11 protein-coding genes are annotated in these 13,499 nt (G+C 60.9%); 7 read left to right on the top strand and 4 right to left on the bottom strand.

Annotation, left to right across the window (positions count from 1 at the left end):
- Positions 1-476 precede the first annotated feature (476 nt).
- A complete protein-coding gene (locus GR198_RS10265) occupies positions 477-1,229 on the bottom strand; it encodes an SDR family oxidoreductase (RefSeq protein ID WP_164024409.1) in 753 nt (250 codons plus the stop codon).
- A 350-nt stretch (positions 1,230-1,579) separates the two neighbouring features.
- Here GR198_RS10265 and GR198_RS10260 point away from each other — a divergent pair, with 350 nt between their 5' ends.
- From GR198_RS10260 to GR198_RS10230, 7 genes are all read left to right on the top strand, one after another.
- Positions 1,580-5,215 (top strand): PAS domain-containing protein, encoded by a 3,636-nt coding sequence (locus GR198_RS10260; RefSeq protein ID WP_164068731.1) that lies wholly within the window; start codon positions 1,580-1,582, stop codon positions 5,213-5,215.
- Entirely contained in the window at positions 5,212-5,853 is a 642-nt protein-coding gene (locus GR198_RS10255; protein WP_164049141.1) for a response regulator transcription factor, read from the top strand. The genes GR198_RS10260 and GR198_RS10255 overlap by 4 nt, the downstream gene beginning before the upstream one ends.
- 3 nt (positions 5,854-5,856) lie before the next feature.
- Positions 5,857-6,234 carry a response regulator gene (locus GR198_RS10250; RefSeq protein ID WP_003550117.1) on the top strand — a complete coding sequence of 126 codons (378 nt, stop codon included), beginning with the start codon at positions 5,857-5,859 and terminating at the stop codon, positions 6,232-6,234.
- Between the two features lies 1 nt (position 6,235).
- Positions 6,236-6,928, top strand: a complete 693-nt coding sequence (locus tag GR198_RS10245) for a response regulator transcription factor (RefSeq protein WP_164068729.1) — start codon at positions 6,236-6,238, stop codon at positions 6,926-6,928.
- 195 nt (positions 6,929-7,123) lie between these two features.
- Positions 7,124-7,477, top strand: a complete 354-nt coding sequence (locus GR198_RS10240) for an ArsR/SmtB family transcription factor (protein WP_164068727.1) — start codon at positions 7,124-7,126, stop codon at positions 7,475-7,477.
- Between the two features lie 391 nt (positions 7,478-7,868).
- Positions 7,869-8,534: a nitroreductase gene (locus tag GR198_RS10235; RefSeq protein ID WP_164068725.1), complete on the top strand. Its 666-nt coding sequence runs from the start codon at positions 7,869-7,871 to the stop codon at positions 8,532-8,534.
- A gap of 77 nt (positions 8,535-8,611) precedes the next feature.
- Positions 8,612-9,184 carry an NADPH-dependent FMN reductase gene (locus GR198_RS10230; protein WP_164068723.1) on the top strand — a complete coding sequence of 191 codons (573 nt, stop codon included), beginning with the start codon at positions 8,612-8,614 and terminating at the stop codon, positions 9,182-9,184.
- A 181-nt stretch (positions 9,185-9,365) separates the two neighbouring features.
- Here the strand turns inward: GR198_RS10230 and GR198_RS10225 are convergent, their stop codons facing one another.
- The 3 genes from GR198_RS10225 to GR198_RS10215 are packed head-to-tail and all read right to left on the bottom strand — an operon-like array spanning position 9,366 to position 13,495.
- On the bottom strand, positions 9,366-10,553 hold the full coding sequence (locus tag GR198_RS10225; RefSeq protein WP_094088189.1) for a galactarate dehydratase: 1,188 nt from the start codon (positions 10,551-10,553) through the stop codon (positions 9,366-9,368).
- 12 nt (positions 10,554-10,565) lie between these two features.
- The gene (locus GR198_RS10220; RefSeq protein WP_164068721.1) at positions 10,566-11,777 is read right to left on the bottom strand and encodes a mandelate racemase/muconate lactonizing enzyme family protein; all 1,212 of its coding nucleotides are present in this window, start codon (positions 11,775-11,777) and stop codon (positions 10,566-10,568) included.
- Positions 11,774-13,495, bottom strand: coding sequence for an ABC transporter ATP-binding protein (locus GR198_RS10215; RefSeq protein WP_164024403.1), 1,722 nt, complete (start codon positions 13,493-13,495; stop codon positions 11,774-11,776). The genes GR198_RS10220 and GR198_RS10215 overlap by 4 nt, the downstream gene beginning before the upstream one ends.
- Positions 13,496-13,499: the final 4 nt, after the last annotated feature.

The raw sequence follows: 13,499 nt of genomic DNA, 5'->3' as shown, positions 1-13,499 counted from the left end.
ATCGCTTGTTTTGCAGTGCACAATATTTGCTGTTAACAGGGATGTGAGCCGGTGAGAATTTGCATCTACAAATCAGATGAAGCTCCTGAAGTGACGCTGTTCTTGCGAGAGGGCGTACCGGTGCCCGCACATCCGAAGAGCCAAAAGTGGCGGCACATAAAAGCGGTTGTTGGCGAAGAGGTTAGGGCCGACCTTCTGACCCAGATAGAGATCGGCAATGGATGTCTTTTTGTCAACCTTGGGGCATCCCCGAAGCACTGATCTAGGCGGCTGGGTTAAACGCTGCTCAACCGACACGGAATATGCTCGCTCATTATTGTACCCGCCGCCAATCTTTCAGGAGGCAAGCCTTGCCCCCCGTTCATCTCGATTTAAAGATTGCGGTGAGCCTTTGAGGGTTCTAATCGCAGCCAGATGAACGTTCTGTGGCGGGTCGATTTTAAGTCTCCAACCGGCCGGAAGAAAAGCCGCACGGCCTACTCCCCCATCGATTGGTAGAGCCAGTCGGAAAGCGTCTGGCGCGCCACGTACGCACCGGCGCCGGGCATCAGGGCGTCGTCGGTCAGTTCGACTCCGAAATACGACGTGGATCGATCGGTTATCACCTGCCGTTCGTCTTCGTTCGCGGCGAGATAGATTCGGGCGATTTCATCGATGCTGAACTGCTCCGGGCCACCGATTTCGACGACATCGCCCGAGGGAGCACCGGCTGTCAGTTCCGCCAGGAATGCAGCGACATCCCCGGCTGCGACCGGCCTCATGAAGGCCGATGGCAATCGAAAGACATTGCCTTCAGCCCCGATGTCGATCAACCCGTTTATGAACTCGTAAAATTGCGTGGAGCGGAGGATTGTGTAGGGTCGACCTGAAGCCCGGATCAGATTTTCCTGCACCATTTTTGCGCGAAAATAGTCGCTCTCCACGAGGTGCGGCGTGCCAACGACGGAGAGTGCGAGATAGTGCCGGACACCGGCTTCCGCCGCGGCCGCGAGCAAGTTCTTCGTCGACACCTTGAAGAAATCGAACGCCGAACTGTCACCGAAGGATGCGGCATTGGTCACGTCCACAACGACTTCGGTTCCCGCCATCGCCACATCAAGACCCTTGCCGGTAACTGTATCGACGCCAAGCGATAATGATGCGGCCGTAACGTCGTGGCCCGATCGGCGCAACTTCTCGCTGAGCCGCGTTCCGATGAGACCGCTTGCTCCCACCACCGTGACTTTCATATCGGCATCCTCTGTTGCATGTCTTCTGCAATGCCTCACGCGGATCGACAATGACCGGAAAGCCGGACGCCTTCCATCGTGCCCGAGGTCTGGCGCCCTAGCCGTAGGGCTTAGCGGAACTAGCCTGAAGTCTAGGATGTGCCATCGGGAAAACAGAACAGTCTTCCAATCCGTCGTTCGCCCGAAATTCCGGCTACGTTCCCGCGCAATGCATGGGTTTCCATGAGTTGCGGTTGTGGTGCGGCGGGATTACGCTTTGTAACATGAGCTCGCCAGCCCCGAAATCGAGAACGACTGCTGCAGGAAATGCTGATGATCCCCCGGTTCTCTCTGTCCGGCAGGAGCAGTTGATGCTGAGCGTTTGGTCGCACCGTCCCCAGTTCCTGCATCTGGGGCTTTTCTTCCTCGCCTATGTACTCGCCTGCGGCTTCGCGCAGTCGCTGGCAATCGTGCCGGGAACGGGTATTTCCATCTGGCCTCCGGGCGGGCTTTTCGTCGCGACCCTCATCCTCGCCTCCAGGCGCAGCTGGCCATGGTGGATCCTGGCGGGCTGCCTGGCAGAGATGTTCAGCAATTTCCTGTGGTTCTACAGCCCCGTGCCTGCGGCCTTCCTGATCTATGTCGGCAACGCTCTTGGAGCAATGGTCGCGGCATGGCTGGTGAACCGGACCTTGAAGCACCCGGGTCAGCTGGAAACTCTGCAGGAAGTTCTCACATTTGTCATCCTGGCTGCCGGAATTGCACCGATCGTGAGCGCGACCGTGGGAAGTGCCACGCTTGCCTGGTTCGCGATTCAATCGCAATCCTTCGCGACGGCCTGGCCGCTATGGTGGATCGGGGACGCAACCGGTGTCCTCATCGTTTCGCCGCTGGCGTTGGTGCTCTTTCACAGCTGGCGCAGCAAGACGCAGTTCTCGGCCGCGCAATGGGTGGAAGCCTGCGTCCTGGGGCTGATCTTTCTCGGTGTCGCGGCTCTTTCACTGAGCGGCTATCTTCCTTTCGCCTATATCATCATGCCGCCTCTTCTTTGGGCCGCAGTCCGCTTCGAGTTCAAGGGCGCCGCGGTATCGCTCGCTCTGCTTGCTCTGATCACGGCGGTATTCACGATAACAGGCGCCAGCCAGTTTGCCGGCGATCCCGAATCCCAGAAACACAATCAGATCATGCTGCAGCTGTTTCTGGCCATCTCGGCATTTTCGGCGCTGATTGTCGCCGCCATATCCCGACAGCACCAGCTGGCAGTGCTCACATTGCGCCAAAACGTGGAGACGTTGCGCGACCGGGAACGGGAGCTCTCGCAACTCGTGGACATGGTTCCGAGCCATGTCTGGCGTCTGACGCCCGAGGGTGAGCCAACCTTCTTCAATAGGCGGATGGTCGATTTCCTGGGTCTTGACGTGGCGGACTCGGACAGGCCAGGCATGAGCCGGCTGGAGGCGGTCCTGCAGGCCACCGTTCATCCCGATGATACAGCCGGTTTCAGGGACGCCCTTCGCCATTGTCTCGCCACCGGCGAGAGCTTCGTCATGCGGTATCGGCTGCGGCGCGCCGACGGTCTCTATCGCTGGATGTCGAGCCGCGCCGAGCCGCTGCGCGATCAGGCCGGAAACATCGTCCAGTGGTACGGGCTTTGTCACGATATCGACGATCAGATGCGTGCCGAAGAGGCCATTCGGCGGAGCGAAAGACAGCTTCAGCAGATGATCGACGCCGTGCCGGTCCGCATCTGGAGCCTGGAACCGACAGGCGGATCGACCTACTTCAACAAACGCTACCAGGATCATTTCCGTGCCGTCATCGCCAATTTCGACGCTCGGGCCGAACCGCGCATCGATGAGCTGCTGCAGCAACTGATTCATCCCGAGGATGCACCCGACGTGCAGCGCACGCTGCGCGATTGTTTCGAAACCGGCGGCGGCTCCGCCATGCGGTTTCGCTGGCTTGAAAAGGATGGCGTCTACCGCTGGGCCGAATGCAGGGTGGAGCCGCGGCGCGATGACGACGGAACGGTCGTGCAATGGTACGGCGTCTCCCTCGATATCGACGAGGAGGTGCGCGCGCTGGAGGCATTGCGCGACCGCGAACGCGAGCTGTCGCAGCTCGTGGACATGGTCCCGGTCCAGATCAGGCGCCTGACGCCGGAAGGCGAACCGGTCTTCTTCAACAAGCGCCTGATCGACTTTTTCGGTCTCGATGTCGGCGATATGGACAAGCCCGGCATGAGCCGCCTCTCCTCGGTCATTCACACCCTCGTCCATCCCGATGACGCATCGAGGTTGCTGAAGACGGTTCATCATTCCCTCGCCAGCGGCGATCCCTTCTCGATAAAATATCGCATGCGTCGTTTCGACGGAGCCTATCGCTGGGTCGATGGCCGAGCCGAGCCGCTGCGGGATCAAAGCGGCGCGATCATGCAGTGGTATGTCATCTCAGTCGATATCGACGATGAGATGCGCGCGCAGGAAGCACTGCGCGACCGGGAGCGGGAGCTTTCGCAACTCGTGGACATGGTTCCGAGCCTGCTCTGGCGGCTCAATCCGGAAGGCGCTCCGACCTTCTTCAACCAGCGCCTGATCGATTTTCTAGGTCTCGACATCGCCGACATGGAAAAGCCGGGCGTCAGCCGGCTGGCGGCGCTGATCGAGGCCGCCGTCCATCCCGACGATGCAGCCGGCCTCGAGCAGGCGCTCAACCATTCCTTCGCCACCGGGGAGCGCTTCTCCAGCCAGTATCGACTGCGGCGCGCCGATGGCGTCTACCGCTGGGTGAAAGGCAGTGCGGAGCCGCTGCGGGATCAGAGCGGCCGGATCGTCCAGTGGTATGGTCTGTCGCATGACATCGACGATCAACTGCGCGTCGAAGAGGCACTGCGGGAGAGAGAACGATCACTCTGGCAGCTCGTTGAAACACTGCCGGCAATGATCGATTGCGCAGCACCTGATGGAGAACCGATCTATCGCAGCCAGCAACTGCGCGACTTCCTCGGTTACAATCTCGAAGAGTTGGATGGAACGGGCAAAACCCGGCTGGACGGCACGCTCGATGCCGGTGTTCATCCCGACGATGTGGCAGGGGTCAAAGAAAACTATGCCCGTTCATTGTCCACTGGCGAGCCCTATGCGCGTCGGCACCGTTTGCGGCGCCATGATGGTGAATATCGCTGGGTCGAGACGCGCGCGGCACCAATGCGCAATGCCGAAGGCGTCATCGTCCAGTGGAATGTCATCTGCCTTGATATCGACGGTGAGGTTCACGCGGAGGAAGATCTGCGTCGGGCGCGAGAGGGTCTTGCACGGGCGAGCCAGGTGGCGAGCCTGGCCGAGCTTTCAGCCTCCATCGCGCACGAGGTGAACCAGCCGCTTGCGGCCGTCGTGGCCAACTCACACGCCTGCCAGCGCTGGCTCATGGCCGAGCCGCCGAATATGGAGCGGGCACAGAGGACGGTCGAGCGCATCATCCGGGATGCCAACTCGGCGGCGGATGTCGTCAGCCGCATTCGCGCTCTGTTCAAGCAATCCGCAGACAGGAGGATCCCATCGACGCTCTCCGGTATCGTCAACGAAGCGCGCAACCTCATGGCCGACGAGGCCTGGCGTCGTCACGTTCGGATGGAAGTGGAGGTCGACGCCACCCTTCCGCTCATCGCAATCGACCGCGTCCAGATCCAGCAGGTTCTGATCAATCTCATCCGCAACGGCATCGAGGCAATGGACGCCACGACAGGCGACAGGGTCATCGAAATTCGCGTGCGCCAGATCGGGAATATCCTCCAGACCGAGATCAGCGATCGCGGCCAGGGCATCGACTTTCCCGAAAAGATGTTCGAGCCGTTCTTTACGACCAAGGAAAACGGCATGGGCATGGGGCTGGCCATCTGCCGCTCGATCGTCGAACTGCACGGCGGACGATTGTGGGCCGAGAAGAACAATCCGTGCGGGGCGACGTTGATCTTCACATTGCCTATTGAAACGAAGGCGGCGCCATGACGGCCGACGACCATATCGTCTTCATCGTCGACGACGATGAACGTATCCGGGAAGCGCTCGGCGAGCTGCTGGACTCGCACGGCATGAATGCCATCGCCTTCGAATCGGCCTGCGACTACGTGAGAGCGGACAAGCCGGACCTGCCCGCCTGCCTCGTGCTGGATATCGAGCTGCCTGACATCAACGGTCTCGATCTGCAGAGACAGATCGCCGACAGGGATCATCCGCCGATCGTCTTCATTACGGGACACGGCGACATTCCCTCCTCCGTGCGTGCGATCAAGCATGGCGCGGTGGACTTCCTGACCAAGCCGTTCAGCGATGCGGATCTCATGGCGGCAATCCACGCGGCGATTGCTCAGGATCGGGAAAAGAGAGCCGAGCGCGCCGAGATCGACATGCTGAGACAACACTATCTCGACCTGACGCCGCGCGAGCGCGAGGTGCTGCCGCTGGTCGTCAGCGGCCTTCTCAACAAGCAGGCCGCAGCCGAATTGGGGATCAGCGAAGTGACGCTGCAGATCCACAGAAGAAACGTGATGCACAAAATGGCGGCGGCATCGCTCGCCGATCTGGTGCGGATCGCGGAGAAATTGGAAATACCGATAACCCACTCGCGCCGAGTGGGAGGGAATTGAAACATGAACAAGACAAGACACGTCGTGGCAATTGTCGATGACGATCCAAGGTTGCTTGAATCGATGGGCGACCTTCTGGAATCTGCGGGTTATGTGGCCCGCAGCTTCTCATCGGCGGGCTCGCTGCTCGTCAACGGGCTGTCGGACCTCGACCTGCTCATCACCGATATCGGAATGCCTGGCATCGACGGCTTCGAACTTCGTGACCTGGTGAGGAAGTCGCGTCCGGAGCTGCCGGTATTCATGATCACGGGCCGCCACGAGATAGCCGATCAGGGACGTGCTCAAGGCGCAAGCGGATTTTTCCGCAAGCCCTTCGATGCCCAGGCCCTGCTGGCGGCCATTGCCAACGCTTTGCATAAATCGACAGATGGAGGGTGACATGAGAGTTGACCAGCCGTTGCTGCGGAGATCGGCGCCGTTATCATTGCAATGCAGTTATGAAGAGAATCAGCCGCTCGTCATTATCGTCGATGACGACGCCTCCGTTCGCGAGGCGCTGTCAGAGCTGATCCTGTCGGCGGGTTTCCTGTCGACCAGTTTTGCTTCGACCCGAGAATTGCTTGACGCCGATATATTGGATAGCCCCGGCTGCCTGATCCTCGACGTGCGCATGCCAGGCGCAAGCGGCCTTCACCTGCAGAGCCATCTGGCCGAAAACGGCATTTCCAAGCCGATCATCTTCCTGACCGGGCATGGCGACATCCCGATGACCGTCCAGGCGATGAAGGCCGGCGCCGTGGATTTTCTCACCAAACCGGTGCGAGACCAGACCCTGCTCGACGCCGTGACTGCCGGCATTGCGATGGATGCCGAGCGACGAGCCGAAGCGGCGATCACCAAGCGCAATATCAAGCGCCTGGAGACGCTGACGCAGCGCGAGCGCGAGGTCCTGCACGAAGTGGCGCGCGGCCGTCTCAACAAGCAGATCGCCTTCGACCTCGGCATCAGCGAGGTGACGGTCAAGCTGCATCGCAGCAATGTCATGCACAAGATGGAGGCGGCCTCCATCGGCGAACTGATCCGGGCTTGGGAAACACTGCCTGCACAAATGCGCCAGGTCGGCCCGCGCTAGTAGGCGAAGGATGCCGGCCTCGAAGATGATCTGCCGCCGCTGTCCATTTGATGCGCGCCGTATCCGATTCGCGCCGGAAAAGACGATGCGGCGCCGATAATGGGTTTCGGCCCCGCACCCATGCGTTATCTCTAAATTAAAGCTCGGGGATATGACCAGGTACCCGGCTTTGGTTCCCCCAAAGGAGATCTCGCCTTGAACAATCAATCGTCAGCCGCGCCTTCCCCTGAAACCAACGCCTTCGACAACGAAGCAAACTTTCTGTCGGCCATGGGGAATGCCAAACGGCTTCACATTCTGCATCTGTTGGCCGAAGGAGAAATGTCCGTGAGCGTCCTGGCCGACGAGGTGGGATTGAGCCAATCTTCGACTTCCCAGCATTTGGCAATTCTTCGAGAGCAGGAACTCGTGCAGACGCGAAGGGCCGCCCAGACGATCTACTATTCACTTCAATCCGCCGCGGCCACGGCGATGCTCGATACGCTCTCCGACATCTTCGGATGGCACCCTCGCTCCCCAGTGGAACGTGTCCGAGCCGTCGGCACCTGACGAAATGACGAAGCGTCGCTCTTGCGGCTCATGATTGGAGCATGATCTTGTAGGCAACTCGGGATCGGCGCGCCGCGGCAACGAAGAGCAGCGCAATGGCGGAGACGGCGAAGAAGATGACTACGGCTTGAGCCTAAGCGCCAAGCTGAGGCCGTTCAGGGGCGTCATTCCGGGCAGGGATGCCCGTGGCGCGCGAGTCCCGCGATGCTTCGCCCACATGCCCTCCGAACGCATCGATCCCTGATGTACGTTTGATGTACGCCTCCTAGACCACGGTGTGATTACGCCTCCATTGCGAATGGAGATAATGAACCACATCAGGAACGGAACGGTCATGAGGAAGCGGCCATGAGTATGGACGTAGCCAACGGCCAGCGCCATGGAGGCGATCATGGACGTATATGAGGCAGTCAAAAGTCGACGGTCGGTGCGCGGATTCAAAGACGAGCCTGTGGAGAGGGAAGTGCTTGAGCGTGTGCTGTCCGCCGCGGCTTGGTCGCCGTCAGGATCGAACATCCAGCCGTGGAACACCTACGTGATGACCGGAGCACCGCTGGCAGAGCTCAAGACGTCCGCCGTCGAGCGCGTGGCCCATGGCGACGCCTGGGACAAGCGGCAGTACGAGATGTACCCGGCCGGACTGAAGCCCCCCTACGGCGAGCGCCGGTCCGCCTTCGGCAAGGAGCGCTACAGCGCGCTCGGCATTGCGCGCGAAGACTGGGAGGCGCGCCAGCGGGCAGCAATCGCCAACTGGAACTGTTTCGGCGCGCCCGCCGCCCTGTTCTGCTACATTGACCGTGACCTGGGGCTACCGCAATGGGCCGACGTCGGCATGTATCTGCAGACCGTCATGCTGCTGCTCCGCGCCGAAGGTCTGCACAGTTGCCCGCAGATGGCGTGGTCGCAGGTTCGCGAGACGGTCGCAGAGGTCCTGTCACCCCCGGACGGGCTCATCCTCTTCTGCGGCATGTCGATCGGGTACGAAGACCCCACGGTCAGTTACGCCCGTACAGGCCGCGCCCCGCTCGACGAGACGGTCACGTTCCTCGGCGAATAGCGACTTGCGATCGAAGGACAGGAAACCCCTTCTTGCGTATGATACGTCCTTTATCATGCGAGATATTGGAGAACCCTATGACCACGCATAAAGTAGGCTATCTCATCGGCAGCCTCGCCAAGGGCTCGATCAATCGCAAGCTCGCCAAGGCGTTGGTGCGGTTGGCGCCGCCGGAACTTGAAATGTCGGAGATATCCTTCAAGGACCTGCCGCTCTACAGCTACGACTATGACACCGACTACCCTCCGGCTGGCAAGGCATTCAAGGCGGCAATCGCGGCCGTCGACGCGGTGCTGTTCGTCACGCCCGAATACAATCGATCCATACCCGGCGGGCTGAAAAATGCCATCGACTGGGCGAGCCGCCCGTATGGCACCAACTCGTTCACACGCAAGCCGTCAGCGGTGATCGGCACGTCGCCGGGCGCGATTGGCACGGCAGTCGCCCAGCAGAATTTGCGCAGTGTGCTCAGTTTCTGCAACTCTCCCCAGATGAACGCCCCGGAAGCCTACATCCAGTTCACACCGGGGCTGATCACCGATGACGGCGAGGTCACGAACGACAAAACCGCCGATTTCCTTCGCACTTTCATGCAGGACTTCCATGTCTTCATTGCAAGGGTTCGCTCAGTGCTGCCGAAAGATGCCTAGAACTGGATGATTCTAGGCCGGTCGGCCTAAAATCTGAATCCTGTTCTAAATTAAATAGTTAGAGCATGATGTCACCCGAAAACCGCTCACACTTTTCGGCATCATGCTCTAGAAGCGTCGCCCTGCAGGAGCTGGCCGGGCCATCCGGGCGGCCAGCTCCTGTTTTAAGCGGGCAATGCCCTCAGGCGAAGGCGTAGGAGCCGTCGGGCCGCTTCGGCACGCGTCGCTGCCAATGGATGTAACCTTCTTCCTCCATCGCCTTCTCGTCCATTTCGACGCCCCAGCCCGGCCGGTCGGGACGCAGCTCCAGATAGCCGTCCTTCGGCAGATAGGGATCGACGACGTAGCGGGTTTCCCCCTCCCGTTTCTCGATATCGAGGCCGCCATAGACATAGGCCTGTCCCTTCGGCAGCCGGTATTCGAGGATGCGGAAATTCTGTGCCGCCGCCGAGAAATGAACATTGACCGCCGTCGCAAGCGGGCCCATCGGGTTGTGCGGCGCCACGCCGACGAAGAAGGCTTCGGCGAGGGTGGCGATACGGCGCATTTCGCTGATGCCGCCGACAACGCAGATATCGGGCTGGATGAGGTCGGCGCCCTTGACCTGCAGCAGCCGCAGGAACTCGTTTCTGTTATAGAGCGACTCGCCGGTCGCCAGCGTGCAGTTGAGCCCCTGTTTCAGGTCGCCCCAGGCCTCTATATTTTCAGGACGCAGCGGCTCCTCGAAAAACAGCGGATCATAAGGCGCCAGCGCATTGCCGAGCTGGCGAGCGGCGATCGGTTCGAAAATCTTCGCATGGGCATCGAAGGCGATTTCGTATTCGTCATTGACCGTTTCGCGAAGCGAGCGGAAATAATCCGCCGAGGCTTTGACGACATTACCCCAGCGGTTGGAGTGCATGTCGATCCGCCAGGGGCTGAGCTTGAAGGCGGTGAACCCCCATCCCTCCTTCAGGCGATCGAACTCGTCGCGCGCCGCCGGCGCATCCGGCGCGGTATAGACCCCGGCATAGACCTTGATGCGGTCGCGGACCTCGCCGCCGAGCAGCTTGTAGACCGGGACATTCACCGCCTTGGCCGCAAGGTCCCACAGGCAGTGATCGAGCGCGGAGATCGCGGCAAGGCCAAGCGCCCCCGGCGGAAACCGGCTCTGCTGGATCAGCAGATTGACGAGATACTCCACGCGTGTCGGGTCCTGGCCAGAGACAAATTCGTAGAGATAATCGAGCAGCGGCGGCAACGCCTTGTCGGGGCCGTGATTGTAGCATTCGCCCCAACCCGTCAGCCCGTCATCGGTGTCGAGCGCGACGATCACGCGCGGACGGTCCTTGTCGCGGGTCATGAAAACCCGCATGCGGTCGATCTTCATCTTTCTGTCCTTCTAGCGATTGAAATAGGTGCGGCGCGACTGGCGCGTCTGCACGTAGAGATGCTCGTTGTCGGTTCCGGGATTGTAGGCACCGGCACTTTGCGGGACCGAGACATTGCCGTTGCTGGGGAAGCGCGCCACGAAGGCCTCGTCGATATCGCAGCCAAGTCCCGGGCCATCGGGAACGGCGATCAAGCCGTCGACCTGTTGCGGATGCGGCACGATCGTCTGGCGGCGGCCGTCCCAGTCGTCGTCGAGGCGCTCGAGGATGAGGGCGTTGGGGATCGCTGCAAGCAGATGCAGGGCCGCATATTCCGCCACCGGCCCGAGCGAGCCCGAATGCGGCGCCATCTGGATATGATGCGCTTCGGCCATGGCTGCGATCTTCTTCATTTGGGTAATGCCGCCGGCCCGCCCGGTGTCCGGCTGGATCACGTCGACCAGCTCCTTCTCGATGAGCTCACGCTCGCCGAAGATGGTCGCCGAGCGCTCGCCGGCGGCAAGCGGCATATGTGCTGCGTCGCGGATGCGCCGGTAGCCGTCGATATTCTCCGGTGCGATCGGATCTTCCACCCACATCAATTCATAGGGTTCGAGCGCCCGCACCAGCCGGCAGGCATCCGCAGGCGTCAGCCACGGCGGCCCATGCAGATCGATGGCGATGTCCATGTCGTCGCCGACGGCATCACGCAGCGCGGCAACCTTGCGGACCGGATCGGTGACACCGCCGCACTTGATCGCCTTTATGCCGCGTTCCTTGATGGCAAGCGCGCGCTCGGGCGTATTCGCATGCGAATAGATCGGGATCCGGTCGCGCATCTTGCCGCCGAGCAGCATCCAGACCGGCACACCGAGCGCCTTGCCTTTGATGTCCCATAGCGCCATGTCGATGCCGGTCATCGCACCGCCTCCGACCGTTCCGAGCATGCCATGGCCCATCATCGCGATATGCATCTTCTGCCATAGCCGTTCGGTATGGGCCGGATCTTCGCCGATGAGGAGTGGGGCGAGATCATGAATCGCCGTCTCGACGACGCGCGGCCAGCCTGAGCATTCACCGATGCCGGTGATACCCTCGTCGGTATCGATCTTCAGAAAGAGCCAATTTCTGGTGCCGCCGAACTGCTTGGAGGCGCCACCGCCAGAACGTTGGTCGGAAGCCCAGTTCGCGGGATCGGGCTGACCGACATGCATGAGAAAAGTGCGGATCCCGGTGATTTTCATCGCTGAAAACTCCCATTCTTCAAAATGTCCGGCGCAACGTAGCGGAAACGCCGCGATTGATCGCGATCACGCGGATCAGGGCGCGGAATCGCTGATATGAGCGCCTGCGTATAGGCGTGCTCGGGTGTGCGGCAGACCTTCTCCGCATCGCCGATTTCGACGAGTTGGCCTTTGTACATGACGCCGACACGGTCGCACATGTAGCGGATAACGCCGATGTCATGACTGATGAAGATATAGGCGAGCCCGAGTTCGTCCTGCAGACGCATCAACAGGTCGAGCACCTGCGAGCGCACGGAAACGTCGAGCGCCGAGGTCGCCTCATCGGCAACGATGACGCGCGGATTGAGGGTGATGGCGCGGGCAATGCCGATGCGCTGGCGCTGGCCGCCGGAGAAGGCGTGTGGGTAGCGTTCGCGCGCCCTCGGGTCGAGGCCAACCTGCTCCATCAGGTGACAAACCCGCTCTTCCAGCGCCCGGCCCTTTGCAACGCCATTGACGAGCAGCGGCTCGCCGATGATTTGCGAGACGGTCATGCGTGGGTTGAGGGAGCCGAAAGGATCCTGAAAAACCATCCGCAATTCCCGCCGTGCGGCGGCGAGCGTCTGACCTTTTGCCGTTGCCAGATCGATGATGTCACCATCGGCACGGCGATAAAGGATTTCGCCTGCAGTCGGATCGATCAGCCGCATGATCGAGCGACCCATCGTCGTCTTGCCGGAACCGCTCTCGCCGACGATGCCGAGCGTCTCGCCCGGCAGAAGCGAAATGGAAACATCGTCCAGCGCTTTCACCTCGCCGAAATCCATCGATACATTGCGGAGTTCGAGGATCGGTGGCGCCGTCGTGTCGAGCGGCGGGCGCGCCTGCCGGATTTCGGCCTTCGCTTCCAGCTTCAGCACCGAGCCGATCAGCATGCGGGTATAGTCGTCTTTCGGCGCATGAAAGATCTGCTCGACCGGCGCATATTCCTTGGCGACGCCGTTATGCATGACCAGCACATCGTCTGCGATCTGCGCAACGACACCCATGTCATGCGTGATGAAGAGAACGGCCATGCCCTTGGCCTTCTGCAGCCGGGCGATCAGGTCGAGAATTTCGGCCTGCGTCGTCACGTCGAGGGCCGTGGTCGGCTCGTCGGCGATCAGCAGCTGCGGTTTGCAGGCGAGCGCCATGGCAATCATCGCGCGCTGGCGCATCCCGCCGGAATATTGAAAGGCATATCGGTCCAGCGCTTTTTCCGGTGAGGGAATCTCGACCTGCTTAAGCAGCGATATGGCTTCAGCGCGCGCCTCTGCCTTGCTCATCCTGGTGTGAAGGCGAAGCGCCTCGACGATCTGGTTGCCGACCGTGTGGATCGGCGACAGCGACGACATCGGCTCCTGGAAGATCATGGCGATGTCGCGGCCGCGGATCGCTCGGATCTGACGCCCGCGCGGATTGAGGCTGGTCAGATCGATCGAGCCGCCGTTCTGATCGTTCAATATGATCGACCCGCCGGATATGCGGCCGGGCGCATCGACGATCTGCAGGATCGAACGCGCCGTCACCGATTTGCCGGATCCGCTTTCACCGACGACACAGAGCGTCTTGCCCGGCTCGATCGAGAAAGACAGATCGCTGACGGCGCGAAAGACGCCGGTGCGCAGAGGGAACTCGACCGTCAGATTTTTCACCTGGAGCAGCGGCCTGCCGGCAATGGGAAGGATATCGGTCATGCCG

It is taken from the genome of Rhizobium leguminosarum (assembly GCF_010668065.1).
GTDB lineage: Bacteria > Pseudomonadota > Alphaproteobacteria > Rhizobiales > Rhizobiaceae > Rhizobium > Rhizobium leguminosarum_S.
The sequence above is the reverse complement of the archived record's forward strand: the minus strand, read 5'-3'. Positions and strand labels throughout refer to the sequence as shown.

What these genes read in the sequence shown, in the direction of transcription:
- GR198_RS10265 (WP_164024409.1), bottom strand. Translation starts at nt 1,229, where the DNA reads ATGAAAGTCACGGTGGTGGGAGCAAGCGGTCTCATCGGAACGCGGCTC.
- GR198_RS10260 (WP_164068731.1), top strand. Translation starts at nt 1,580, where the DNA reads ATGCTGAGCGTTTGGTCGCACCGTCCCCAGTTCCTGCATCTGGGGCTT.
- GR198_RS10255 (WP_164049141.1), top strand. Translation starts at nt 5,212, where the DNA reads ATGACGGCCGACGACCATATCGTCTTCATCGTCGACGACGATGAACGT.
- GR198_RS10250 (WP_003550117.1), top strand. Translation starts at nt 5,857, where the DNA reads ATGAACAAGACAAGACACGTCGTGGCAATTGTCGATGACGATCCAAGG.
- GR198_RS10245 (WP_164068729.1), top strand. Translation starts at nt 6,236, where the DNA reads ATGAGAGTTGACCAGCCGTTGCTGCGGAGATCGGCGCCGTTATCATTG.
- GR198_RS10235 (WP_164068725.1), top strand. Translation starts at nt 7,869, where the DNA reads ATGGACGTATATGAGGCAGTCAAAAGTCGACGGTCGGTGCGCGGATTC.
- GR198_RS10230 (WP_164068723.1), top strand. Translation starts at nt 8,612, where the DNA reads ATGACCACGCATAAAGTAGGCTATCTCATCGGCAGCCTCGCCAAGGGC.
- GR198_RS10225 (WP_094088189.1), bottom strand. Translation starts at nt 10,553, where the DNA reads ATGAAGATCGACCGCATGCGGGTTTTCATGACCCGCGACAAGGACCGT.
- GR198_RS10220 (WP_164068721.1), bottom strand. Translation starts at nt 11,777, where the DNA reads ATGAAAATCACCGGGATCCGCACTTTTCTCATGCATGTCGGTCAGCCC.
- GR198_RS10215 (WP_164024403.1), bottom strand. Translation starts at nt 13,495, where the DNA reads ATGACCGATATCCTTCCCATTGCCGGCAGGCCGCTGCTCCAGGTGAAA.